The 23744-nt window shown below is 71.7% G+C and carries 22 protein-coding genes and 1 pseudogene; 14 read left to right on the top strand and 9 right to left on the bottom strand.

Annotated features, from left to right (window positions below; translation table 11 throughout):
• Window positions 1–38 precede the first annotated feature (38 nt).
• From QSK34_RS26280 to QSK34_RS26270, 3 genes are all read right to left on the bottom strand, one after another.
• Window positions 39–449 (bottom strand): VOC family protein, encoded by a 411-nt coding sequence (locus QSK34_RS26280; protein WP_285587643.1) that lies wholly within the window; start codon window positions 447–449, stop codon window positions 39–41.
• Window positions 439–2001 carry an FAD-dependent monooxygenase gene (locus tag QSK34_RS26275; protein WP_285587642.1) on the bottom strand — a complete coding sequence of 521 codons (1563 nt, stop codon included), beginning with the start codon at window positions 1999–2001 and terminating at the stop codon, window positions 439–441. The genes QSK34_RS26280 and QSK34_RS26275 overlap by 11 nt, the downstream gene beginning before the upstream one ends.
• Window positions 2002–2158: 157 nt before the next feature.
• Complete coding sequence (locus tag QSK34_RS26270; protein WP_285587641.1) at window positions 2159–2716, bottom strand: PadR family transcriptional regulator; 558 nt, start codon at window positions 2714–2716, stop codon at window positions 2159–2161.
• Window positions 2717–2759: 43 nt separating this feature from the next.
• Here QSK34_RS26270 and QSK34_RS26265 point away from each other — a divergent pair, with 43 nt between their 5' ends.
• Window positions 2760–3911, top strand: a complete 1152-nt coding sequence (locus QSK34_RS26265) for an FAD-dependent oxidoreductase (RefSeq protein ID WP_285587640.1) — start codon at window positions 2760–2762, stop codon at window positions 3909–3911.
• On the opposite strand, the gene QSK34_RS26260 is transcribed toward QSK34_RS26265, so the two are convergent.
• Together QSK34_RS26260 and QSK34_RS26255 are read right to left on the bottom strand one after the other, a co-directional pair.
• Window positions 3908–5269, bottom strand: a complete 1362-nt coding sequence (locus QSK34_RS26260; protein WP_285587804.1) for an extracellular catalytic domain type 1 short-chain-length polyhydroxyalkanoate depolymerase — start codon at window positions 5267–5269, stop codon at window positions 3908–3910. The two genes, QSK34_RS26265 and QSK34_RS26260, sit on opposite strands and share 4 nt — an antisense overlap.
• Before the next feature lie 295 nt (window positions 5270–5564).
• Window positions 5565–6212, bottom strand: a complete 648-nt coding sequence (locus tag QSK34_RS26255) for a TetR/AcrR family transcriptional regulator (RefSeq protein ID WP_285587639.1) — start codon at window positions 6210–6212, stop codon at window positions 5565–5567.
• A 189-nt stretch (window positions 6213–6401) separates the two neighbouring features.
• Here QSK34_RS26255 and QSK34_RS26250 point away from each other — a divergent pair, with 189 nt between their 5' ends.
• From QSK34_RS26250 to speB, 8 genes are read left to right on the top strand one after another with little or no spacing between them, the layout of a single operon-like run.
• Window positions 6402–7946, top strand: a complete 1545-nt coding sequence (locus tag QSK34_RS26250; protein ID WP_285587638.1) for an ABC transporter substrate-binding protein — start codon at window positions 6402–6404, stop codon at window positions 7944–7946.
• A gap of 4 nt (window positions 7947–7950) precedes the next feature.
• Window positions 7951–8898, top strand: coding sequence for an ABC transporter permease (locus QSK34_RS26245; protein ID WP_285587637.1), 948 nt, complete (start codon window positions 7951–7953; stop codon window positions 8896–8898).
• Window positions 8898–9737, top strand: a complete 840-nt coding sequence (locus tag QSK34_RS26240; protein ID WP_285587636.1) for an ABC transporter permease — start codon at window positions 8898–8900, stop codon at window positions 9735–9737. The genes QSK34_RS26245 and QSK34_RS26240 overlap by 1 nt, the downstream gene beginning before the upstream one ends.
• Entirely contained in the window at window positions 9734–10738 is a 1005-nt protein-coding gene (locus QSK34_RS26235; RefSeq protein ID WP_285587635.1) for an ABC transporter ATP-binding protein, read from the top strand. The genes QSK34_RS26240 and QSK34_RS26235 overlap by 4 nt, the downstream gene beginning before the upstream one ends.
• Window positions 10735–11538, top strand: a complete 804-nt coding sequence (locus tag QSK34_RS26230) for an ABC transporter ATP-binding protein (protein WP_285587634.1) — start codon at window positions 10735–10737, stop codon at window positions 11536–11538. Before QSK34_RS26235 ends, QSK34_RS26230 begins: the two co-directional genes overlap by 4 nt.
• Window positions 11535–11900, top strand: a complete 366-nt coding sequence (locus QSK34_RS26225) for a cupin domain-containing protein (protein WP_030455791.1) — start codon at window positions 11535–11537, stop codon at window positions 11898–11900. Before QSK34_RS26230 ends, QSK34_RS26225 begins: the two co-directional genes overlap by 4 nt.
• A complete protein-coding gene (locus QSK34_RS26220) occupies window positions 11897–13498 on the top strand; it encodes a N,N-dimethylformamidase beta subunit family domain-containing protein (protein WP_285587631.1) in 1602 nt (533 codons plus the stop codon). Before QSK34_RS26225 ends, QSK34_RS26220 begins: the two co-directional genes overlap by 4 nt.
• Window positions 13495–14469, top strand: a complete 975-nt coding sequence (speB, locus tag QSK34_RS26215; protein ID WP_285587630.1) for an agmatinase — start codon at window positions 13495–13497, stop codon at window positions 14467–14469. Before QSK34_RS26220 ends, speB begins: the two co-directional genes overlap by 4 nt.
• Here the strand turns inward: speB and QSK34_RS26210 are convergent.
• A complete protein-coding gene (locus QSK34_RS26210) occupies window positions 14444–15700 on the bottom strand; it encodes an FAD-dependent oxidoreductase (protein WP_285587629.1) in 1257 nt (418 codons plus the stop codon). The two genes, speB and QSK34_RS26210, sit on opposite strands and share 26 nt — an antisense overlap.
• A gap of 192 nt (window positions 15701–15892) precedes the next feature.
• On the opposite strand from QSK34_RS26210, the gene QSK34_RS26205 reads away from it, so the two are divergent.
• Entirely contained in the window at window positions 15893–17416 is a 1524-nt protein-coding gene (locus QSK34_RS26205) for a sensor histidine kinase (protein WP_285587628.1), read from the top strand.
• Here the strand turns inward: QSK34_RS26205 and QSK34_RS26200 are convergent.
• Window positions 17413–18762, bottom strand: a complete 1350-nt coding sequence (locus QSK34_RS26200) for a sensor histidine kinase (RefSeq protein WP_285587626.1) — start codon at window positions 18760–18762, stop codon at window positions 17413–17415. The two genes, QSK34_RS26205 and QSK34_RS26200, sit on opposite strands and share 4 nt — an antisense overlap.
• Before the next feature lie 55 nt (window positions 18763–18817).
• A complete protein-coding gene (locus tag QSK34_RS26195; RefSeq protein ID WP_285587624.1) occupies window positions 18818–19453 on the bottom strand; it encodes a CPBP family intramembrane glutamic endopeptidase in 636 nt (211 codons plus the stop codon).
• Window positions 19454–19483: 30 nt separating this feature from the next.
• Between QSK34_RS26195 and QSK34_RS26190 the strand changes: the two genes are divergently transcribed.
• From QSK34_RS26190 to QSK34_RS26180, 3 genes are read left to right on the top strand one after another with little or no spacing between them, the layout of a single operon-like run.
• Window positions 19484–20134, top strand: a complete 651-nt coding sequence (locus QSK34_RS26190; RefSeq protein ID WP_285587622.1) for a hypothetical protein — start codon at window positions 19484–19486, stop codon at window positions 20132–20134.
• Between the two features lie 33 nt (window positions 20135–20167).
• A complete protein-coding gene (locus QSK34_RS26185) occupies window positions 20168–20572 on the top strand; it encodes a MerR family transcriptional regulator (RefSeq protein WP_285587620.1) in 405 nt (134 codons plus the stop codon).
• The gene (locus tag QSK34_RS26180; protein ID WP_285587618.1) at window positions 20569–21537 is read left to right on the top strand and encodes an aldo/keto reductase; all 969 of its coding nucleotides are present in this window, start codon (window positions 20569–20571) and stop codon (window positions 21535–21537) included. The genes QSK34_RS26185 and QSK34_RS26180 overlap by 4 nt, the downstream gene beginning before the upstream one ends.
• A gap of 13 nt (window positions 21538–21550) precedes the next feature.
• Here QSK34_RS26180 and QSK34_RS26175 read toward each other — a convergent pair.
• Window positions 21551–21673: pseudogene (locus tag QSK34_RS26175) on the bottom strand (phosphotyrosine protein phosphatase); the annotation flags it as partial.
• Between the two features lie 700 nt (window positions 21674–22373).
• On the opposite strand from QSK34_RS26175, the gene QSK34_RS26160 reads away from it, so the two are divergent.
• Window positions 22374–23741, top strand: a complete 1368-nt coding sequence (locus tag QSK34_RS26160; RefSeq protein WP_285587616.1) for a sensor histidine kinase — start codon at window positions 22374–22376, stop codon at window positions 23739–23741.
• The last annotated feature ends 3 nt before the right edge of the window (window positions 23742–23744 follow it).

The following is a 23744-nucleotide window of genomic DNA, read 5'->3' as shown; positions in this document are numbered from 1 at the left end:
CCAATCGCGGTGATCGAATACCGCGATGCCGGTCTTCGTCAGCGCGATTCCTCGGTGGGAACCACCGCCAGGGTGCGCAGGACGCAGAACTCGTTGCCCTCGGGGTCGGCCATGACCACCCAGCTCCGGTCCGGGCCTTGGCCCAGATCTCTTCTGACGGCGCCGAGGCCGAGCAGTCTGGTCACCTCGTCGTCGGTGCTGCCGTCGATCGGGCTCACGTCGAGGTGGAGCCGGTTCTTCACGGTCTTGCCCTCGGGCACCTGGATGAACTGCAGCGTGGGTGGCATCTGACGCGCCAGCACCCGCTCGACGGTCGGCTCCCAGGAGCCGATCTCGACCTTGCCTTCGCCGCGGTCGATCACTTTGAAGTCCAGGACCTCGCACCAGAAGGCGGCGAGTCTCTCCGGATCGTGGCAGTCGATGGTCAGCTCGGTGAATCTACTCGTCATGTCTCTTCCTGGTGTTCGACGGCGTTCCAAGCCATGCGGAGAGCGCCTCACGCAGCGAGGCCGTGGCGCTGTCCGCCGTCTCGTCGAGGCCGGCGGCCCAGGCGACGTGGCCGTCCGGGCGGATCAGCAGGGCGTCGGCCGGTCGGTCCTCGGTCTTGGCGGTGTGGACGTCCAGTCGATGCTGCCAGTCCCGGCAGGTCCGGCGGAGCTCGGGGCGGTCGGCCAGGTCGAGCAGGACGGGCCGGGCGGCGTGCATGAGTTCGGCGAGGCCGGTGATGCCCTGGCCGGTGTGCAGGGTGAGGTCGGGAGCGAAGGCGCCGGCCAGGGGGTGAGGTCCGGCGCCGGGCATCGGATAGCGGATGTCGGCGCCGGCGACGAGGGCTCCCATGCGGCGCAGCGGCTGCTCGTCGGCGAGCAGTTCGGTGAAGACCTCCCGCAGCGCTTCGGCGGCCGCGTCGTGCCCGCGCCGCAGAGCCACCTGCGCTCGCGTGTGCAGCAGAGTGCGGGCGCCGGCCAGATGGCGTTCGGTGTGGTAGGTGTCCAGCAGGCCCGCCGGGGCCGTGCCGTGGACGTCGGCGGCCAGCTTCCAGGCCAGGTTGACCGCGTCCAGCATGCCGGCGTTGATGGCCACTCCGGTGGCCGGGAACAGGTGCGCCGCGTCACCGGCCAGCAGGATCCGCCCCTCGCGGTAGCGTTCGGCCTGGCGGGCCTTGAAGGTGAAGCGCGACAGCCGGGTCGATCCGGCCAGGGGCAGGTGGGCGCCGAGCACGCGGTGGACGCTGTCCTGCAGTTCGGTGAGGGTCATCGGGACGTCGTCGTCGTATTCGGTGGTCTCGTCCTCGACGGTGTAGAGGGAGACGGACGGCGTGCCGGGCGATGAGCCGACGCCGAGCAGGCCCCGGTCGGTGCGGGTGAATCCGGCACGGACGGCGCCGAAGCCAGGGACGTCGAGATCGCCGTTGCCGAGAACGGTGACCGTGCCGGGCAGGGTGACCTGGCCCAGCCGGTTGACCTCGGGATAGGTGATGCCGGGGAACGGGATCCCGGCCCAGTCACGGACCCGGCTGCGCGCGCCGTCGCATCCCACGAGGTAGCGGGCGCTCACCTGATAGGGGCCTTCCGGGCCGCGCACGTCGACGGTGACCGCGTCGCCGTCCTGGTTCACCCCCGTCACTTCGTGCCCGCGGCGGAGGTCCACGCCGAGTTCGCCGGCGCGTTCGCCGAGCAGCCGCTCCAGCAGTTGCTGCGGCAGCGGCAGGGCGTGCATCGGGGGATCCTGCATCCGGGTGAAGTCCAGATGCACCCCGCCGAACGGGAACCGGGGAGCGGGCATCGGGCCGGGGCAGGCGGCTTGGAAGCGTCGCAGCAGGCCTCGGTGGTGCAGCAGCTCCAGGATCTGGCCGCCCAGACCGCCGGCCTTGGGGGTGTCGCGGGGCCGCGGCTGCCGTTCCAGCACCAGCGGCCGCACCCCGGCCAGGCGCAGTTCGGCGGCCAGCATGAGACCGGTCGGACCGGCCCCCACGATGATCACATCGGCATCGTGCTTCATCATCGATGACCTTTCGATAGTGCCGGGCCCTGGCCGGGATCATCCGCGACGTGGGCCCTCTCCCGGCGGCGCCCGCGCCCTTGGGGTGACGTCCTCGGAGCGGGCGGTGGGCCGGGCTGATCCCGAACATATGGGTCAGCCCCTGCGAAGCCCCGGGTCATCACCAGGCGACCTCGCCGTTTCCCAGGTCGTCGAGCAGCCGCCGCACGTATTCCGCCTCGGCGGCCACCACCGCCCGCTGATACTCCGTCTCCACGAGGAAGACCCGGGGCAGGAAGGTCGCCCCGTCGGCGAGTTCGGCGTCGAGGGCCGCCACGCGGGTCTCCAGGGTGGTGAGCCGTTCGGTCAGCGCCTCGGCGGCCTCGGGCATGGTCAGCACCGGCAGGAAGGCGAGGGCCGCGGGGAACTCGGGGAACTCGCGCCGGGGGGCGGCGAGCATGGTGCGCATCCACTCTTTCAGCGTGTCGCGGCCGGCCGCCGTGGGTTCGTAGACGGTGCGTTCGGGGCGGTTCTCGTCGCGGGCCGTCGTCTGCACGGCGATCAGGCCGTCGCGGAGCAGGCGGTCGATCGTCTGGTAGACGCTGTTGCGCTGCGCGACGTTGACGACGTCGTCCTTGTGGCGCTCCTTGATCAGTTGCTGCATGCGGTACGCGTGCATCGGCGTCTCCACGACCAGTGAGAGCACCGCCATCGCCAGAGGAGATCGCCGGGGTGTCATGACGGCCATCGTATTTGTTAGTCATATTATGTATAGTCATAGTATGACCAAGGATGCTTTGATCATCGGCGGCGGGATCGCCGGGCCGGTCACGGCCATGGCACTGCGGAAGGCCGGGCTCGGGGTCCGGCTCTTCGAGGCGTACGACCGGGGCTCCGACGGCGTCGGGGCGTTCCTGACCCTGGCGCGCAACGGGCTGGAGGCGCTGAAGGTCCTCGACCTGCACGACCTCGTGGCCCATCTCGGCATGGACACCCCCGAGGGGGTGATGGTCAACGCCAAGGGGCGCGAGCTGGCCGTCATCCCGCAACCGAGCCGGACGCTCCGGCGGGGCGACCTCTACCGGGCGCTGCGCGACGAGGCCGTCCGGCGGGGGGTGAGCGTCGAATACGGCAAACGGCTGACCGACGCGGCCTCCGTCGGCGGGGGCGTACAGGCCCGGTTCGAAGACGGGACCACGGCGGACGGCGCGCTGCTCATCGGCGCGGACGGCCTGTGGTCGCGGACGCGGACGATCATCGACCCCGCCGCGCCCCGGCCCCGGCACCTGGGGCTGCTCAACACGGGCGGGTTCGCCGAGGGGGTGCGGGTGCCAGGGCGGCCCGGCGTCAGCCACTTCGTCTTCGGCCGGCGCTGCTTCTTCGGCTATCTCGTCCACCCCGACGGCGGGGTCTGGTGGTTCGCCAACCCGGCCAGCCCGAAGGAGCCCACGGCCGCCGACCTGGCCGCCGTCACCCCGTCGGCGCTGATGGAGCTCTTCCGCGACGACGCCGGGCCGATGCGCGACATCATCGCGGCGACGCCCCACGTCATGCCGGCCTGGAACACCTACGACCTGCCGACCGTCCCGAACTGGTCGAACTCCCGCATGGTCATCGTCGGCGACGCCGCCCACGCGACCTCGCCGTCATCGGGGCAGGGCGCGTCGATGGCGATCGAGGACGCGGTCGTGCTGGCCAGGTGCCTGCGCGACCACGACGTGCACGACGCCTTCGCCGTCTACGAGCGGCTGCGCCGGGCGCGGGTGGAGCGGATCGTCGCGCAGGGCAAACGCAACGGCGACGGGAAGGCGCCGGGGCCGGTCGGCGCCTACCTCCGCGACCTCTTCCTGCCGGTGGTGCTGCGGCAGGTGGCGAAACGGGGCTCCCTGTCCTGGATGTACGACCACCGCATCGCCTGGGACGAATCCGTCTAGGCCCGGGTCCACTTCTGGTTGGTGCCCCCGTGACAGGACCAGATGTGCACCCGGGAGCCGTTGGCGGTGCCGTACCCCACCACGTCGAGGCACTTGTTCGCGCCGATCGCGGTGATGCTGCCGTCGGCGTTCAGGCGCCACTTCTGGTTGTTCTGGCCGTTGCAGTCCCAGATGGTCACCGCGGTGCCGTCGGCGGTGCCCGCGCCGGTCACGTCCAGGCACTTGCCGCCGTAGACCCGCAGCTCACCCGCGGCGGTGGAGGTCCACTGCTGGTTCGCGCGGCCGTTGCAGTCCCAGATCTGAATCGGCGCGCCGTTGGCCTGCGAGTTGCCGCTCACGTCGAGGCAGCGTCCCGATCCGACGCCCTTCAGGGCGCCACCCGTGCCGGTCGACGGAGAAGGCGACGCGGACGGCGACGGGGACGGCGAGGGGGTGCCGCCGCCGTCGAGGCCGAGGAAGGTGATGGCGTAGGCGAGCTGGCCGCTCATGGGCAGCTGGTGGCCGACGCCGCTGATGCTGATGCCCTCCACCGTCGCCTGCGCCGAGGTGGCGCCGTACCTGGTCCGGGTCCAGTTCGACTGGGGCTGGTCGGTGAAGGCGGGGGTCTGGCTCAGGCCGTGGAGGTTGGTCCACTGCTTGATCTCCTCGCCGAAGTTGTTGTAGTGGAGCGTCGTGTCGGTGGTGCCGTGCCAGAGCTGCATGCGGGGGCGGCGGCCGGTGTAGCCGGGGTACATCGCCCTGGCCTGGTCGCCCCACTGCTGGGCCGTCTTGATGAGCTGCCCGCCCGAGCACTGGCTGTTCCAGAGCGACCCGTTGGTGGTCGCGAAGCATCCCGCGGGCACCCCGGAGAACGCCGAGCCGGCGGCGAACACGTCGGGGTACTGGGCGGCCAGCACGTTGGTCATCATCGCCCCCGAGGAGAACCCGCTGACCACGATCCGCGCCGGATCGACGTTGTGGCGCTGCCGTGCCCAGGCGACCATCGCCATGACCCCGGTGGAGTCGCCGCCGCCGTCCCGCCGCAGCGCGGCGGGGGTGGACACGTCGAAGCACTTCTCCGTACGCGTGACCTCCGGGATCACGATGACGTATCCGTACCGGTCGGCCGCGGTGACGTAGTCGCGCCCGTTGCCGTTGAAGATCGCCCCGGCCGACCCGCCGCAGTAGTGGGTCAGCACCAGGAGGGCGGGCTGCGGCGCGACGGTGTCGGGCACGTAGATGTACATCCGCAGGTTCGTGGGGTTGGCGCCGAAGTTCGTCACCTGGGTCAGCGCCGCGGCGGAGGCCGACGACAAGCCGAAAAGGGTTCCGGCTGAGGTCAGGCACAGAACGAGGGCCGCCAGCACCGCTCGGCTCATGCGTCTCACGTGACTTCCTTCCGTTCCGACCGCGTGGGCCGCAGAGCGGTTGTGACGGGACCTCACGCTAGAAGCCGGTTCCGCCCTGTCAAGGAGCCCGCCCTCGCGCCCGCCGTGACGCGGACGGGCCGCGATGATCACGGCTGGTCGGCGCGGTGAGGCGCACGCGGGCCAGAACGGCCCTGACGGGTCACGGTGAAAGTTTCATACTCATCAGGCTGTGAAGCGAGCAGCTGAATCTGACTCACGCGGCTGGATCGAGGAGTCACGCGGCCCGCCGCAAGGATGAGCGGGCTTATCCCGCCAGGGCGGTGATGTCAGGGACCAGGGCGCCGGCCTTCGCGCGGACGTCGTCGAGTGTCCCGGCCTCGGAGAGCACGGCCCGCAGGACGAAGTCGGCCACGTCCAGGGCGCGGGCGGCCGGCGCGGCGGAGGGGGCGGCGCCGCGCTCGCGCACCACCTCCAGCAGGAGGCCGGTGATCGCGTGCTGGACGAAGCCGGTGTCGAAGGCGACCAGTTCGCCGTCGTGGATGCCCGCCTCGATGAGTTCGCGGGTCAGGTCGTGGATCTCGGCCCGCCGCTGCGCCTGTTCGGACAACTCGGGGGCGCGCAGCACGTCGTCGTTGTACAGGCCCCGGACGTCGTAGGGCAGCGACAGGATCGCGGCGACGTCCACCTGGAGATAGGCGTGCAGCCGGGCCGCCACCGGGCCGGGCAGGTCGAGGGCGGCGCGGATGCGGGCCCGCGCGGGCACCAGGTCGGCGTCGAGCAGCGCGGCCAGGATGAGGTGCTTGGTCGCGAAGTGACTGTAGATCGACGGCTGGCGCATGCCGACCTTGTCGGCGATGTCGCGGGTGGACGTGCCGTGGTAGCCGCGCTCGGCGAACAGTCGCGAGGCCTCCACGAGGATCCGGTCTCTGGTGACTCCTCCACCACGGGTCATGTGAGCATCATGGCGGTCCTCCGGAGGGGGTGGCGTCAGGTAGCTTAACCAGGGTTTTTGGGTGATCCGAAATTAATATTCGGTTAACACCGAAAGGGCTTGTGTCTCTAGCCTATCGGTCGATAGCTTTGCGCCGGAAGTCAGCCCGGGTCTCCTCCGTACGAGGCCGCGCATGTCTTGGAGGCTGCGATGAACAAATGGACCAAGCCGGCCGCCGCCGTAGCCGCCGTCGTGCTGGCCGCCGGCTGCGGCTCGGGAACCGGCACCGGCGGCTCCGGCTCCGCCGCCGTCAAGGCGGACAACGACCTCGTCATCGGCCGGACCGTGGCCGTCGACGGCATGTCCGGGGACTCCTGCTACGGCGCGGGGTCGATCTCGACGATGCCGATGATCTACGGCAACCTGCTCACCAACAAGCCGGACGGCTCGGGCGTGCAGCCCGGCATCGCCGCCTCCTACGACTACGACGCCGCCGCCCGCACCTACACCTTCCAGATCCGCGAGGACGCGGGCTTCAGCGACGGCTCCCCCGTCACCGCCGCCGACGTCGCCTTCTCCTTCGAGCAGTGGCGCGACGGCAAGACCAGCGGCTCCTACTACGACATGGTCAAGAGCGCCGAGGCGACCGGCGAGCACACGGTCGTCGTGCACCTCACCCGGCCCGACACCTTCCTCCCGGCGCTGCTGACCTGGTGCACCTCGACGGTCTATCCCGACGACTACGCCGGGAAGACCCCGGAGAAGTTCTTCGCCGCCCCCGTCGGCGCGGGCCCGTTCGCGTTCGTCTCCTGGCAGAACCCCGGCCCGTCCGAGACGATCACACTGAAGAAGAACCCCCACTACTACGGCGCCGCCAAGGGCGAGCCCCACGTCGACAAGGTGGTCGTCAAGACCTCGGCCGACGCCGCCCAGCAGATGCTCGCCTTCCAGGGCGGCCAGCTCGACCTGATCGAGGGCCTCACCGCCGACGAGGGCAACCAGCTCGCCCCCGAGCAGGCCCGCATCCCCAAGCCGAGCCAGGCCAGAGACCTGATGCTCAACGCCAAGCGCCCGGCGCTGGCCGACGTCAACCTGCGTAAGGCCATCTCCGCCGCGATCGACCGCCAGGCGCTGGCCAGCGTGCAGCAGGGGTACGTGGTGCCCGCCACCGGCATGTTGCCGACCAACGTGCCCAACTCGGTGCCTCCCACCACGCCGTACACCTATGACCTGGCGGCGGCCAAGGCGTTCATGGCCAAGCGGGCCGACCCCAAGCCGGTCGCCCTCACCCTCGGCTTCGAGGGCAGCAGCTCGACGCTCTCGACCATGGCCCAGCTGCTCCGCGACCAGCTCGCCAAGATCGGCGTCGAGGTGACGCTCAAGCCCAGCGACAGCGCCACGGTCTACTCCCAGGGCAGCAGCGGCGACTTCGACCTGCTCATCAGCGACCTGTCGGCGATCTCGCCCACGGTGTTCGACCCGATCAGCTTCGTGCTGGCCGCCTGGTCGCCCTGGACCGGCGCCGACTCCGCCCTGCTCAAGGACAAGTTCACCGAGGGCACCTCCACCACCGAGGACGCCGTCAAGGACGCCGCCGTGCGGGCCATCCAGGACGACGCCCAGGCGCAGTCGACGGTGATCGGCATGGTCAACATGTCGACGGCCTTCGCGGTGGCCGACTACGTCGAGGGCTTCACCGCCACCCCGTTCCTGTCCTGGGACGCCGCCACGGTCACGATCCGGACCGGGTCGTGACCCGGTGAGCGGCCGCGGACGGTTCTGGTTCGTCGGCAGGCGGTTGCTGCAGGCGATCCCGCTGACCCTGGTGCTGCTGCTCCTCGTCTTCGCCATGCTCAAGGTGGTCCCGGGCGACCCGGCCCTCCAGGTGGCCGGCCCGAGGGCGAGCGCCGCGACGCTCCAGGCGATCCGGGTCCACCTGGGCCTCGACCAGCCGGTGTGGCTCCAGTTCGTGCACTACCTGGGCCGGGTGGCGACCGGCGACCTCGGCACCACCGCGACGGGCTCGACGAAGGTCAGCACGCTGATCGCCGCCGGCACGCCGGTGACGCTGGTGCTGCTCGCCGTCAGCACCGTCTTCACCGTGCTCATCGCCGGCGCGACGGCCCTGCTCGCCGCCCGCCGGCCCGACGGCCTGGCCGACCGGCTCATCAACGTGGTGGCCGCGTTCGGCGTCGGCGTGCCGACCTTCTGGCTGGGCATCGTGCTGCTGGCCGGGGTGGCGCTGCCCACTGGAGCGTTCCCGATCGGCGGCTGGGGCGACACCCCCGCGACGATCCTGCGCGCCGCGGTGCTGCCCGCCCTCGCCCTCAGCGTCTCGGTCGCGCCGGTCCTGATGGCCAGCCTGCGCAGCGGCATCGTGGAGGCCCGGCGCTCGGAGTACCACGCCGCCGCCCAGGCCGCCGGCCTGCGGGGGTGGACGCTGACCCGCAGGTTCGTGCTGCGCAACGCCGCCGTGCCGCCGGTGTCGCTGCTGGCCGCCCTCACGACGCTGCTGCTGTCCGGGGCCGTCGTCGTGGAGTCGACCTTCGGGCTGCCGGGGCTCGGGCTGAGCCTGACCCAGGCCGCGCAGAACCGGGACTTCAACGTCATCCAGGGGCTGACCCTCGTCTTCTCCCTGGCCGTCGTGGCGGTCAACCTGGTCGGCGACGTCCTGGTCGCCCTCCTCGACCCGCGAGTGGAGGTGTGATGGCCCTCGTCCAGGTCCTGGGCCGCCGCCGGGCCGCGCGCGGCTCCGGGTCGGCCGCGCTGCTGACCGGCGCGGCGCTGCTGGCCCTGCTGCTGGCCGCGAGCTTCGCCGCAGGCGCGCTGACCGGCCACGACCCGGCGCTGACCGACCTGACCGCCCGGTTCCGCCCGCCCACCGCCGAGCACTGGTTCGGCACCGACCAGCTCGGCCGCGACGTCTTCACCCGGGTCCTCGTGGCGGCCGGCACCGACCTGCCGCTGGCCCTGCTCGGCGCGGCCGTGCCGGCCGTGATCGGGATCGTGCTCGGCGCGCTCGCCGGATACGCCCGGGGCTGGCTCGGCACGGCCGTCATGCGGCTCGCCGACCTGATCCAGGCGTTCCCGTCCTACATCCTGCTGATCGTCCTGGTGTTCCTGCTCGGGCCGGGCGCCGGCTCGTTCCTGGTGGGGGCCGCGGTCGGCGCCTGGGTGACCTACGCCCGGCTGGTGCGGGGGGTGGTGCTGCGGCTGCGGGAGCTCGACTACGTGCGGGCGGCCCAGGCCGCCGGGCTCGGGCACACCCGCGTGCTGCTGCGGCACGTCCTGCCCAACGCCCTGCCGCAGGCCGTGGTGTACGCGGCCTCCGACATCGTGCTCGCGCTGAGCTACCTCGCGGCCCTGTCCTACCTCGGCCTGGGCATCCAGGCGCCCGGCATCGAGTGGGGCCAGATGATCGCCGAGGGGCAGCCCTTCCTGCGCAACCAGTGGTGGGTGTCGGTCATGCCCGGCCTGGCGATCATCCTCGTCGGCGTCGCCGTACGGCTCATCGCCGGCGGCCTGGAGCGGAGGCTGCAGCGATGAGCCCCCTGTTGCGGATCACCGACCTCGTGCTGGAGAGCGGGCCCTCCTCGGCCCCGCTGCGCCCGGTGTCCCACGTCGGCTTCGAGGTCGCCCACGGCGAGGCGTTCGGGCTGGTCGGCGAGTCGGGTTCGGGCAAGAGCCTGACCCTGCGCGCCGTGACGGGCCTGCTGCCCGAAGGCGTGCGGCAGGTCGGCGGCACCCTTGAGCTGGAGCGCGACGGCACGCTGCGGCCCTACCGCTTCGCCGAGGCACGCGGCCGGGGCGTCGGCATGGTCTTCCAGGAGCCGATGACCGCCCTCAACCCCACCATGCGGATCGGCGACCTGGTCACCGCCGGGCCCCGCGCCCGCTACGGCTGGAGCCGCCGCGCCGCCCGGAGACGCGCGGTGGACCTGCTCGCCGAGGTCGGCATGCCCGACCCGGAGGCGCAGGCCCGGATGTGGCCGCACCAACTCTCCGGCGGGCTCCGCCAGCGCGTCATGATCGCGATGGCGCTGGCCACCGAGCCGTCGGTGCTGCTGTGCGACGAGCCGACGACCGCGCTGGACGTCGCCGTCCAGGACCAGATCCTGCGGCTGCTGCACCGCATCCGCACCGAGCGCGGGTTGTCGATCGTGTTCGTCACCCACGACCTGGGGGTCGTCCGGCGGCTGTGCGACCGGGTCGCGGTGATGTACGCCGGCCAGGTCGTCGAGACCGGCCGGGTGGACGAGGTCTTCACCCGGCCGACGCACCCCTACAGCGCCGGCCTGCTGCGCTCGATGCCGACGCCCGACACCCCCAGGGACCGCCCGCTCGCGGCCATCCCCGGCGGCCAGCCCCCGGCGGGCGACCGGCCGGAGGGCTGCCGGTTCGCTCCCCGATGCGCATACGCCGTGCCCGCCTGCGCCGGGCTGGCGCACACCCTGGCCGAGGTGCCCGGCTCGCCGTCGCGGAGCGCCTGCCTGCGGGTGGCCGACCTCGGCGGGCCGCCGCTGGACAGAAAGGCCCTGATCGTATGAGCGCCGCACCGCTGCTCCAGGTGGACGACGTCGTGGTGGACTACTCCCACCGGCGCGGGTCGCCGGCCGTCGACCACGTCAGCCTCGACATCCCGCGCGGCCGCACCCTCGGCCTGGTCGGCCAGTCGGGCTGCGGCAAGTCCAGCCTGGCCCGCGTCGTCGCCGGGCTGGCCGTGCCTTCGGAGGGGGCCGTGCGCCTCGGCGGCGCGGTGCTGCCCACCCCGCGCGGCCGGGCCGACGCCACCCGGATCCAGATGGTCTTCCAGGACCCCGGCTCGGCGCTCAACCCGATGTACACCGTCCGGCGCACCCTGACCGAGCTGCTGCTGGTGCACCGCAGGGCCCCCGACCGGCGCGCCGCCACCGACCGGGCCGTGGAGCTGCTGGAGCTGGTCGGCCTGGGCGCGGCCGTCCTGGACGCCCGCCCGCGCGGGCTCTCCGGCGGCCAGCGCCAGCGGGTGGGCATCGCCCGCGCGCTCGCCGTCGAACCCGAGGTGCTCATCGCCGACGAGGCCGTCTCGGCCCTGGACGTCTCCGTCCAGGCGGCCGTGCTCAACACCCTGCGCGACCTGGGCTCCCGGCTCGGCCTGACCATGCTCTTCATCTCGCACGACCTGGCGGTGACGCGTTACGTCTCCGACGAGCTCGCGGTCATGCACCGCGGCCGGATCGTCGAACGCGGCCTGCCCGACGCCGTGCTGCGCACCCCGCGGCACGAGTACACCCGATCGCTGGTCGCGGCCACGCCGCGCATGGACGGCCCGGCGCTGACCGCGGCCGAGGAGGGACGTCCGCTATGACGGTTCTCGACGTCCAGATGATCGCCAAGGGCGAGGGCGTGACCGTGGTCCCGCCCCCGACCGACTACGCCGAGGTCTCCCCGGGCTGGCGGGAGGTCGAGCACCGGGCCCGCCTGGAGGTCCCCGGCGCGCTGGCCGGGGCCTGGGAGGGCACCCCCGGGTCGGTGCGCATCCCGCACTGGCCCTATCACGAGGTCTGCGTCCTGCTGCGCGGGCGGGTGGCGATCGAGGACGCCCAGGGCCGCCGCCGTGAGTTCACGGCCGGGGAGTCCTTCCTGGTCCCCGCCGGGTTCGACGGCTGGTGGCACACCCTTGAGGACACCGAGAAGATCTTCGTCGGCATCCCCGGAGGTGCGGCGTGAGCGGCTACCCCGTGCCGCGTTCGGCGTGGTCGCCGCCCGGCTGGCCGTCCCCGCGACCGACCGGGGTGGGCCTGGAGGCGTGGTGCTACACCGACCGCTTCTCCTACCGTCCGGGTGAGACGGTGGAGATCTCCGCCTACACCACGGCCGACCGCTACTCGCTGACCGTGATCCGCGACGGCGCCCGCCCCGAGGTCGTGCACCGGCAGGCCGGCCTGCCCGGCACCGCGCCGGACACCCCCGCCGACGCCTACGCCGAAGGGTGCGGCTGGCCGGTCACCGCCCGCGTGGCCGTCCCCGGCGACTGGCCGTCGGGCATGTACCTGCTGGTCATCCGGGCCGAGGCGGACGGCCAGGTGGTGGAGAACGAGCACTTCTTCGTGGTCCGTTCCGCCGAACCCGGCCGGCGCACCCCCTATGCGCTCGTCCTGACCACCAGCACGCTGATGTCGTACAACGACTGGGGCGGCGCCAACGCCTACCGGGGCCTCGGCGACGACCCGGCCGTGGACGTCGCCTCGCCCCGGCTCTCGATGCTGCGCCCGCTGTCGCGCGGCTTCCTGCGCAAACCGCCGGGGGCGCCGCGCAACCGCTACGAGGAGCACGTGCCCCCGTTCTGGGAACCGCGTTATCCCGTGTACGAATGGGCGCGGCTGCGCGACTACGGCCGCCACCACGCCGACGCGTTCTGGGCCACCTACGAACGGCCCTTCGCCGTCTGGGCCGAGCAGCAGGGCTACGTCCTCGACTACCTCACCCAGGACGACCTGGACCGCGACCCCACCGCCCTCGACGGGTACCGGTGCGCGATCCTCGTCGGCCACGACGAGTACTGGTCGTGGCGGATGCGCGACGCGATCGACGCCCTGGTCGACCGGGGGGGCAACGTCGCCCGCTTCGGCGCCAACTTCGCCTGGCAGGTCCGCATCGAGGGCACCACCCAGATCTGCCACAAGTACGTGCCCGAGGACGACCCCGTCTTCGGCACCCCCGACCAGCACCTGGTCACCCTGCACTGGGACCACCCCCTCATCGGCCGCCCCGCCGCCGCCACCCTGGGCCTGACCGGCTTCGCCGGGGTGTACGCCGGCTACGGCGCCTCCGCCCCGCGCGGGCACGGCGGCCTGCAGGTCTACCGGCCTGAGCACTGGACGCTGGCCGGCACCGACCTCTACTACGGCGACCTCCTCGGCGGGCACCCCGCCCGGATCGCCACCTTCGAGGTCGACGGCTGCGCCCATGTCGTACGGGACGGCCTGCCCTTCCCCACCGGCGCCGACGGCGCCCCCGGCAACCTGGAGATCATCGCGATGGGCCCCGCGGTCCGCTACGAGGAAGACCACTTCGCGGGCACGGTGCCGCTCGGCGACCCCGGGACGGCGGCGCTGGAGGAGTACCGCGGCACCCACTGGGTCGAGCGCGACGACGGCACCCGGCGGCCGTCCTACGGCTCGGCCATGATGGCCACCTTCACCCGGGGCGAGGGCACCGTCTTCAACTCCGGCACCTCCGAATGGGTGGCCGGCCTGATCCACCGCGACTGGTTCGTCGAGCACGTCACCCGCACGGTGCTGGACCGGCTGGGAGGAGGCGCGTGAGCCCGGACACGTCGGCGCTGGCCCAGCCGCGCTCCGCGCCGGGAGGCCCCGTCGACGCGACGATCGTGCCGCGCTACGCGGGCGAGAACACCTTCGCCCGGCTGCCGCGGCTGCAGGATCAGCCCGCCGCCGACACCGTCGTCTGGGGCGTCCCCTTCGACACCGGGGTCAGCTACCGGCCGGGGGCGCGGTTCGGCCCCGCGCACATCCGGCAGTCGTCGCGGCTGCTGCGCCCCTACAACCCGGCGCTCGACACCGCGCCGTTCGCCACCCGGCTCATCGCCGACGCCGGGGACGTCGGGGTCAACCCCTTCGACATCGGCAGCGCCCTGGAGACGATCCAGCGGGCCGCCGGGGAACTCGCCGCCCCCGGCCGCAAGCTGATCACCCTGGGCGGGGACCACACGATCGCCCTGCCGCTGCTGCGGGTCCACCACGCCCGGTACGGCCCGATCGCCGTCCTGCACTTCGACGCCCACCTCGACACCTGGGACACCTATTTCGGCTCGCCGTACACCCACGGCACCCCCTTCCGGCGGGCCGCCGAGGAGGGGTTGATCGACCACGCCCATTCGATGCACGTGGGCCTGCGCGGCCCGCTGTACTCCCGCCTGGACCTCGACGAGAGCAAGCGGCTCGGCTTCGCCGCCGTGCACGCCCGCGACTTCGCCCGCCGGTCCCTGGACGAGATCATCGAGCGGGTCCGGGACAGGCTGCGCGACCGCCCGGTCTACGTCTCGCTCGACATCGACGTCCTGGACCCGGCGTTCGCGCCCGGCACCGGCACGCCGGAGGCGGGCGGCATGAGCAGCCGGGAGCTCCTTGAGGTCCTGCGCGGCCTCGACGGCCTCCACGTGGTGGGAGCCGACCTGGTCGAGGTCAGCCCCGCCTACGACCACGCGGAACTCACCGGCATCGCCGCCGCGCACGCCCTCTACGAGCTGATCAGCGTGCTGCCGGCGGGGAGATGATCAACACAGGTCCTTCATGACTCGCGTCGGCCGCGCGCCGCCCCGACACCAGCGCCCCCTGGATCGACCCGGTGTCCCGGTGGTCGCCGCAGACGTAGAGCCCCTCCCCCAGGCGGACGCGGCGGCGCAGGGGCATGGGCGGCGGCATCGACGGCAGCGCCTCGGCGATCGTGTAGGTCGCGAGGTGCCGCCACTTCCGGGCCTGCGGACCGTAGATCTCCTCCAGGCGGTCGCGCACGCCCGGCTCGTCGTCGTCGCCGGCCGCGCCCAGCACCGACGTGGAGATCAGCGCCTCGTCGGTGGCGCTGTACTCCGGCGCGGCGTCGGTCATGACCAGCGTGTCGGCGATGACGCCGTCTCCGTCGATCACCTGGGTGGCCTCTCCGAGCGGAGAGCGGGGCGCGGCGTGGTAGAAGGTGGTCACCGCCCGCATGGCGGGGGCGCGCAGGCCGGGCAGCAACGCCGCGGCGGCGCTCGGGTCGGCGGCCACCACCACGGCGGCGGCGGGCAGCTCCGCGCCGTCGTCCAGGACCACCCCCGTGCCGGCGACCTCGCGCACCCGGCGGCGCAGCCGCACGGCCTCCGGGGGCAGCCGGCTCGCCAGCTGCGCCGGGACCTCGCCCATGCCCAGCGCCGGCACGCCGATGGTGCCGCGCGCGAACGACCGCCAGATCAGGTGGAAGACCCTGCTGGAGGTCTCCAGCTCCCGTTCCAGCAGCACACCGGCCAGGAACGGCCGGATCAGCCGCTCGACCATGACCGGTGACATGCCCCAGTGGCGGAGCTCGTCGAGGACGGTGCGCTCGGCGCCCGCCCGCACCATCCCGGCGGGAAAGGCCATGTCGCGGGCGGTCATGGCGGCCAGGACCGCCTTGTCGACCGGGGTGCCGAGATCGGCGGTCAGGCCGCTGAGGGCGTGCCGGGGATGTCTCCACGGCAGCATGACCCTCTCCTTGCCGCCGTCGGTCCGGAAGACCAGCATGCCGGAGTTGAAGGCGCGCAGCCGCAGCGCCTCGACGTCCAGCAGGCGGGGCACCTCGGGATATCCGGTGTTCAGCACCTGGAAGCCGCGGTCGAGCCGGAAACCGTCGACCACGTCGGTGCGCATCCGGCCGCCCACCCCGTCGGAGGCCTCCAGCACCGTGACGGGCACCCCCGACCGGCGCAGCCGCACCGCGCAGGCCAGCCCCGCCAGCCCCGCGCCGATCACGATCACCGGTTGCCGACTCATGAGCTGGTCCTACCCGGGCGGTCGCCGGTAATCCGGTTTGATGTGGCATTGGTCCCAGTTCTGCGGCCTTTTGAACCAACGGACTCGCGCGCTTTATCCGCCGGTCGGGAACTTTGCCTAATCGCGGGAAGTTTTGGCTGGTCATCGGGGTTCCTTGGCCATAGAGGCGACAGCCCGGCGAAAGGAGGCTCCATGGGCAGGCAGCGACCGTCGTTCCGCACCCGAAGAACAATCGCCACCGGTGTCCTCATGGTGCTCATGTGCCTGGGGCTGAGTCTTCTTTTCCTCATGTACGTCGGCGGCAAGGAAGGCGACAAGGCGCTGCAGCAGGGCCTGTCGGCCTGGAACAACGTCGAGCCCCTGATCCCCCAGGGGCGGTTGCCGTCCGAGCTGCCCCACGCCGAGGACGAGGTGGTCCAGGTCGTGGACGCCCACGACAAGGTGGTCGCCTCGAGCAGTCAGCTGGCCGGCCAACCGGCGATGGCCACCTTCCACTCCACCGGCGACAAACTCAGCACCACCCGGGTCCTGTGCCCGCCCGCCGGGCTGGAGGGATGCCGGACCGTGACGTCGATCAACGTCTACCAGCCGGACGGGATCTGGTCGATCTACGTGGCGACCCCCACGGTCCCCTGGTACGGCAACACCACCGCCGTGCTCCTGGCGATCGGCACGTCCCTGCTGGTGACGACGGCCGTCACCGCCTGGGTGTTCCGCGACATCACCAAGGCCGTGAAGCCGGTCGCCGCGATCCAGCGGCAACTGGCCGACATCACCGCCGCCCAGCTCGAACGCCGGGTCCCGGTGCCCGGCACGTACGACACCTACGAAGAGGTCACGGTCCTGGCCGAGACCGTCAACGGCACCCTCGACCGCCTTGAGGGGGCCTACGAACGGCTGCGCCGCTTCACCTCCGACGCCTCCCACGACCTGCGCAGCCCGATCACCGCCATGCGCCTGCAACTGGACGAGGCGCTGACCTACCCCGACGACGCCGACTGGCCGACGGTCGCCACCACCGTGCTGACGGGCGTCGACCGGCTCCACGCCATCGTGACCGACCTGCTGGCCCTGGCCCGGCTGGACGCGGGCGCGCCCCTCAGCGGCGAGCCGACCGACCTGGGCCGCCTGGCCGGGGACGAGCTCGACCAGCGCCCTCACCGCACGAAGATCGTCCGGCGCCTCCAGCCCGGCGTCTGCGTCGACTGCGACCGGCTTCGCATCTCCCGGGTCCTGGTCAACCTGCTCGACAACGCCGAACGGCACGCGGCGTCCCAGATCACCGTCACCGTCCGGGCCGAGGAGGGGACCGCCGTCCTGGAGGTCCTGGACGACGGCGCGGGCATCGCCGTCGAAGACCGCGAACGCGTCTTCGAACGGTTCACCCGCCTGGAGGCGGGACGGGACCGCGACGCCGGCGGCACCGGGCTGGGACTGGCCATCGCCAGGGAGATCGCCAACGCGCACGGCGGCACCCTGGCCGTGGAGGACAGCGACCGGGGCGCGCGGTTCGTGCTCCGGCTCCCCCACCGCGGGAGCACCTCGGCGGCCGCCCCCGCCCGGCCCCGCCAGGCCGCCGACGACACGGCCGAGCGCCCCGCCGGAAGGCCGACCCTGGTCGGCCGCCTGGGCCGCGCGACGGCGATCGTCATCCGCGACCCGCGCCGGGCGATGGCGGGTGGGACGAGCCCCGGACGGCGCGGGGCCAGGAGCTAGTCCTGCTTCTCCACCAGGGCGGGCAGGGACAGGACGAGCCGGGCCCCGCGGTCGCTGTCCTCGGCGCTCAGCGTGCCGCCGTGGGCCTGGGCGAGCTGCCGGGCGATCGAGAGCCCGAGGCCGGTGCCGCCGGGATCCCTGACGCGGGAGGCCTCCAGGCGGGTGAAGCGCTGGAAGACGGCCTCCCGCTGGTCGGGGGCGATGCCCTCGCCGTCGTCCCCGACCTCCAGCACCACCTGGCCGGCGTTCCGCGTCAGCGAGACGGTGATCTGGGACACCGCGTGCCGTTCGGCGTTGTCGAGCAGGTTGTTCAGCAGTCGGGTCAGCTCGATCCGCGAGCCCTCCACCATCACGCCGGGCGCGAGGCACTGGCGCAGCTCGGTCCTGGTCCGGCGGTGCTTCAGTTCGCCGCTCACCAGCTCGGTCAGGTCGATCGGCGCCTTGCGGCAGCAGACTCCGGCGTCCAGGCGGGCGACCTGCAGCAGGTCGTCGACCAACGCCTGCATGCGGTCGACGCTGTCGAGCAGGGCCTCGCCGGTCCGGGGCCAGTCGGCGTCCTCCGGGTCCATCATGGCCTCTTCCAGCCGGGTCCGGATGGCGGTCAGCGGGCTGCGCAGGTCGTGGGAGGCGTCGGACGCGAAGCGGAGCTGCTTCTCCACCGCCCTCTCGGTGCGGTCGAGGGTCCGGTTCGCGGTCTCGGCCAGGTCCCGCAGCTCGTCGTGGTACTTCGGCACCGGCACCCGGTGCCGCAGGTCGCTGGAGGTGATCCGGCGGAGGGTGCCGGTGATGCCGCCCACCGGCTGCAGGGTCTTGCCCACGATCCGGTAGCTGCCGACCCCGGCCGCGCCGACCATCAGGACCCAGGTGACGGTGAGCGGGACGATCAGCTGGGGGCTGACGTACCAGGGAAGGGCGGGGACCGCCACGTTGAGCCGCCAGACCCCGTCGTCCCGGTGGACCGGGTAGGCCAGCACGATCATGCACCCGCCGGGGAACACCTGCGCGTCGCAGGTGGTGGTGGTCTCGTAGGTGCCGGGCTCCGGCCGCAGGCCCGTCATCGGCGGGCTGTCGGCCATCTCGGGGGTGGCCGCCACCATGGTCCCGGTGGGGTCGAACACCTGGACCACCTGCCCGGGATTGCTCTCGCTCAGGTCGGGGACGTTCTGGCGGAGCTGGGCGCCGATGCTCATGGCGTTGGCGAAGAGCTGTTCGGTCCGCTGGTCGATGGCCGTCTGCCGGACCATCACCACGATGAACACGGCCATGGCCGTGCACAACAACGCCATGACGGCGGTCGCCACCACGGCCAGGCGGAAGCGGATCGAGCTGCGATGCCACCAGCTCATGTGGTTGGTCCTTACCGATTTATGGGCCGGAAAACGGACATTTAGGTATGAATCATCACCTCTGGAGTGCTCCCCATACGAGCGCGGCGAAGGTGAGGGCGTTCATCGTGTAGTGGACGAGGATCGGCACCACGACCCCGCCCCTGGTCCGGGCCCACGCGAGCGGCAGCGCCACCACGAACACGGTCAGCCACGCGTACGGCTGCCAGAGGTGGTACACCGCGAACAACACGCACGACACGACCGGCCCGCCCGGCGTGCGAGGCTGCAACCAGCCGCGAAAGTAGATCTCCTCGGCGATCGGCCCGGCCAGCACCGGCCCGGCGATCCACAACGCCACCGTGACGGCGTCGAGGTCGCCGGGGGCCGTGGGGATCATCGGCCATCCGGCGCCCGCGTCGCGCAGGAGCGGCTCCAGCCAGGACACCGCCGCGCCTCCGAGGAGCGAGGCCGCCAGTGAGATCACGAAGATCCGGCCGGCGCGCCGGGGCACGCGGATGCGGGGGAGGCCGTGGCGGAAGGCGTACCGGACCAGACCCAGCTCCACGGGCACCACGATCAGCAGCACGCCGACCAGTAGGGCGTGCACGGGGCGGTCGAGCAGCGGGCCGGCCAGGGCGGCGAAGGCGAGGAGCAGGACACCGGGGAACAGGTGCAGGAAGATCGCCACGGGGAGGCGGAATCGGGTCATGGGCGGACCTTCGCTGCTAACCTCCTCGAAATGGAACCTGGGCCCTCGAGTAGCTCCCGGCAGACCCTGACCACCGCCGCGGCCGCCCAGATTCTGCTGCGGCCCGACGAACGCCGTTTCCTCGTGCCCTTCATGGGCCGCGAGCGCGGCACCGCCGAAGCGGCCCGCGAACTTGGCGTGACGGTCGAGCAGATGGCCTACCGGGTACGCGCCCTGTCGGCGAAGGGCCTGCTGGAGGCCGTGGGCGAGCAGCCCCGCAAGGGCCGGGCGATCGTCGTCTACCGCGCGGCGGCCGAGATCCGGGCCCCGCTCAGCCTGCTGCCGCAGGCCGACGTCCACCACCTGTTCGACCTGGTCGACGAGGGCGCCCGCACCGCGTTCCTGGCCGCGCTGGCCCGCCAGGCCGGGCGGGCCGGGCTGCTCGACTGGGTGGTGCGCTGCCGCCGCGAGGGCGACCAGGTGCGTCTCGACATGACGCCGTCGGACGGCGACTGGAACCCGACGACGCTGCTGAACGAGGCCGCCCCGGCGGTGCTGTTCAACTGGGCGCCCCTGGCGCTGGACGCGCACCAGGCGAAGGTCCTGCAACGGGAGCTGACGGAGGTGCTGGCGCGGTTGCCGGTGAGCACCTCGGCCCCCACGCATCTTCTCGGCCTGTTCCTCACCCCTGTCCAGGTTTGACCTGTAGTGCGCTACAGGTGGCACTGTGGACGCATGAGCGAGGTTCTGCTTCCCGAGGTCACCGTGGAGGTGCCGCCCGAGGGTCTGTCGATCACCGAGGTGTCCCGGTTGACCGGGGTCGGGGTCGAGGCCCTGCGCTACTACGAGCGCGAGGGGCTGCTCCTGGACCCCACGCCGCGCGACGGCGGGGGCCGCAGGCGCTATCACGAGGGCGACCTGGCCTGGATCTGCGGCCTGGTCATGCTCCGCGAGACCGGCATGTCGATCGCCGACATGCGGCGCATGGCCGACCTGTGCCGCCGCGAGGGCACCGAGAAGGAGCGCCTGGAGCTGCTGACCCGGCACCGGGAACGCGTGCTCGCCGAGGTCCGGCGCACCCAGCGCCACCTGCGCGCCATCGAAGCGAAGATCACCAAATACGAGGCATCCAGCACATGAACGACGTCAGTCTCGGAGCACTCCGCGTCTCCCCCCAGGGCCTCGGCGCCATGGGCATGAGCGCCTTCTACGGCACCCGCGACGAGGCCGAGGCCATCGCCACCCTCAACCGGGCCGTCGACCTCGGGGTCACCCACATCGACACCGCCGAGGCCTACGGTCCCTACGAGAACGAGAAGCTGATCGCCAAGGCGCTGGGGGCGCGCCGCGACGAGATCACCATCGCCACCAAGTTCGCCCTCGACTTCGAGAACGGCGCGGTGATGGACGGCAGCCCCGCCCATGTGCGCCGCGCGGTGGAACGTTCCCTGCGCCACCTGGAGGTCGACGTGATCGACCTCTACTACCTGCACCGGGTCGACCCCGACGTGCCCATCGAGGAGACCGTCGGCGCGATGGCGGAGCTGGTCACCGCCGGGAAGGTGCGCCACCTGGGCCTGTCGGAGGCCGCTCCGGCCACCATCCGCCGCGCCCATGCGACCCATCCGATCGCGGCGGTGCAGTCGGAGTTGTCGCTGTTCGTCCCCGACCTGCTCCACAACGGCGTGAAGGACGTCACCGACGAGCTGGGCATCGGCCTGGTCGCCTTCTCCCCCATCGGCCGGGGCCTGCTGGGCGGCGGGATCCGCAAGGTGGACGACCTGGACGCCGACGACGCCCGCCGCACCCTTCCCTGGTTCACCCCGGAGAACATGGCCGCCAACCAGCACCTGGTCGACCGCGTCACCGCCGTGGCGGCCGGACGGGGCGCGACCCCCGCGCAGATCTCGCTGGCCTGGGTCGCCGCCCAAGGCGCGGTCGCCATCCCCGGCACCAAGCGGCGGCGTTACCTGGAGGAGAACGCGGCGGCGATGGACATCACGCTCACCACCGCCGAACTGAAGGCCCTGGACGAGGCCGTCCCGGCCGGAGCGGTCACGGGCGCCCGCGACACCCCCGCGGGCCTGGCCAGGAACCACCTGTAGGCAGGGCGTGGCGGCGGACCTGGACCCGATCGCCGGCCAGGTGGGTGAGGAACGCGGCGGCAATCTGGGAGCGGCCCGCGTTGTGCACGCAGCCGAAGAGCACCGACGGAACGGCGGGTGGGACGGGAGTGCTCATGAGCGGCGGAACGCTCACCGGCTGGAAGCCGTTCCGCGGGGGCCTGGAGCAGGCCGGACAGGCGGTTCGTCCCCCGGCCTCCGCTCACGCTGGTCCTGCTCGAAGGCGAGCCGGGCCAGGAGACGGTCATGGACCACCTCGGCGTCGAGGTCGAGACCGGCGAGGAGGTTACCGCGGCCACCGGGCGTCTGGCCGCCTGCGCCCGGGGTGCCGTGCCCGGCGTCGACGCTCGGGCAGCAGCGGCTCGATGACCTGCCACAACTCGTCGCTGACCTCCCACGGCTTCAACCGCGCCACGCTTGACCTCCCGCCATCGCTCCAGCGAGAGATCAAAACGCACCACAGCAGCTTCTGTTAGGAGCTCTTGGCGAACCGGCAAAAAACGCAAAATTTTGGTATTGCTCCGGCCTAGGGTTCTGTTGGAGCCGAGCCCGTCCAGCCCTGCGCAAAAGGCATACCGAGAGCCTGGACGGCCAAGCCCTCACGGGGCCGAGGGCCACCGAAGTACATCCGGTGCGTAACCTTACAGAAGACCGACGGCGCGCTTGCGCGGGCACTGTTATCGCAGGCAGTGGCGCTACTCCTGCCGCGAAATGCCAAATGACGCCAGACTCGTCCCATATCGCAACATATGACTCTCAACACGTACTGGTGCAGTAGATGAGATCGGTGGGTGCCGGGAGGGTGAGGAGGTGCATGGATGGCCCTTTTTTTTCGTCGTCGCTCAATCCAAACACGTTTCACAGCAACTACGGCGGCGCTGTCCCTGATCTTCTTCACGCTGATCGCCATTGGTCTCAGCCTTATGATCCGCAACGAGGTCCGGGACCGGCTATTCGGTGACACGCAGCGAGTGGCGACCGACTGGATCGCGTCCATGAAGCCCGGCCCCATCCCGAGTCCGACTCCCAATACCGCTGTCAACCTCCTGCAACTCGTCGACTCCCGCGGTCGGGTAGTGGCCGCCAGCCCCGCAGCTGCGGGCATGCCCCCGCTGAGCGCCGTCCGGCCGCTCCAGGACGACCGGATCATCCACCTCACAGAGTGCCTCCACAGTGGATGCTTCGTGCTCACGGCCGTCCGTGTCTCACCCCAGGAGGCATCGCTCCTCTGGAGGGGAGAGCCCCATGTCGTCTACGCCGGAACAATGGAGCCTCCCGCCCTTTCCACCAACATCATCGAGTTCAGCACCCTGGCTGCAGCCCTGCTGGCGACCGGGTTCGCCACATGGATCACCTGGACTGTGGTTGGGCGGGCACTACGTCCGGTGGCAGCGATCCGCGAGAGGATGTCGGAGATCAGCGTCACCGATCTGAGCCTTCGGGTGCCGGAACCACCCGGCAGTGATGAGATCGGGCAGTTGGCACGCATCGCCAACCAGACCCTGGCCCAGCTGGAGACGGCAGTGCACCAGCAGCGGCACTTCGCGTCGATTGTCTCCCACGAGCTCAAGACCCCCGTGGCCGGTCTCCAGACCCAACTCGAGGAAGCGGTGCTGTATCCGGACGACGTCGACCTCAGCGAGACGATCAAAGCGGGGCTGGCGACGACGGAACGGCTACGAGCGCTGATCGATGACACTATGGTGTTCGCCCGGATCCGCACGGCCGCTCCCGAGCCACCAGAGCCGGTCGATCTCGGCGCGCTGGTGCACGATGAGCTGGTCACCACGACTCGGGACGTGCCGGTGCGCACCTGTGTAAAGGGCGAGGTGACGGTTCTCGGCAACCATATGCAGTTGATCGGGGTGTTGAACAACCTTGTGGTCAACGCCCAGCGGCATGCCATAACCAGCGTCGAGGTCAGCGCCGACCGCGAGGACGGCCAGGCGGTGGTGACGGTGAGCGATGACGGGGACGGCATCGCCCCCGAGGACCGTGACCGCGTGTTCCAGCCCTTTGTCCGCTTGGAAGAAGGAAGCCGCAAGGATCCCACAGGCACCGGCTTGGGCCTCGCCATCAGCCGGGCGATCGCCACAGCCCACCACGGGACCCTGGAAATCGATGACTCAACGCGAGGCGCGTGCTTCGTCCTGCGCCTGCCGCTGCTGAAGCGTCACCGGGCCTGACAC

The sequence above is a fragment of the Herbidospora sp. NBRC 101105 genome (assembly GCF_030269205.1).
Taxonomy (GTDB): domain Bacteria; phylum Actinomycetota; class Actinomycetes; order Streptosporangiales; family Streptosporangiaceae; genus Herbidospora; species Herbidospora solisilvae.
This window is presented reverse-complemented; position numbering and strand designations above follow the sequence as displayed.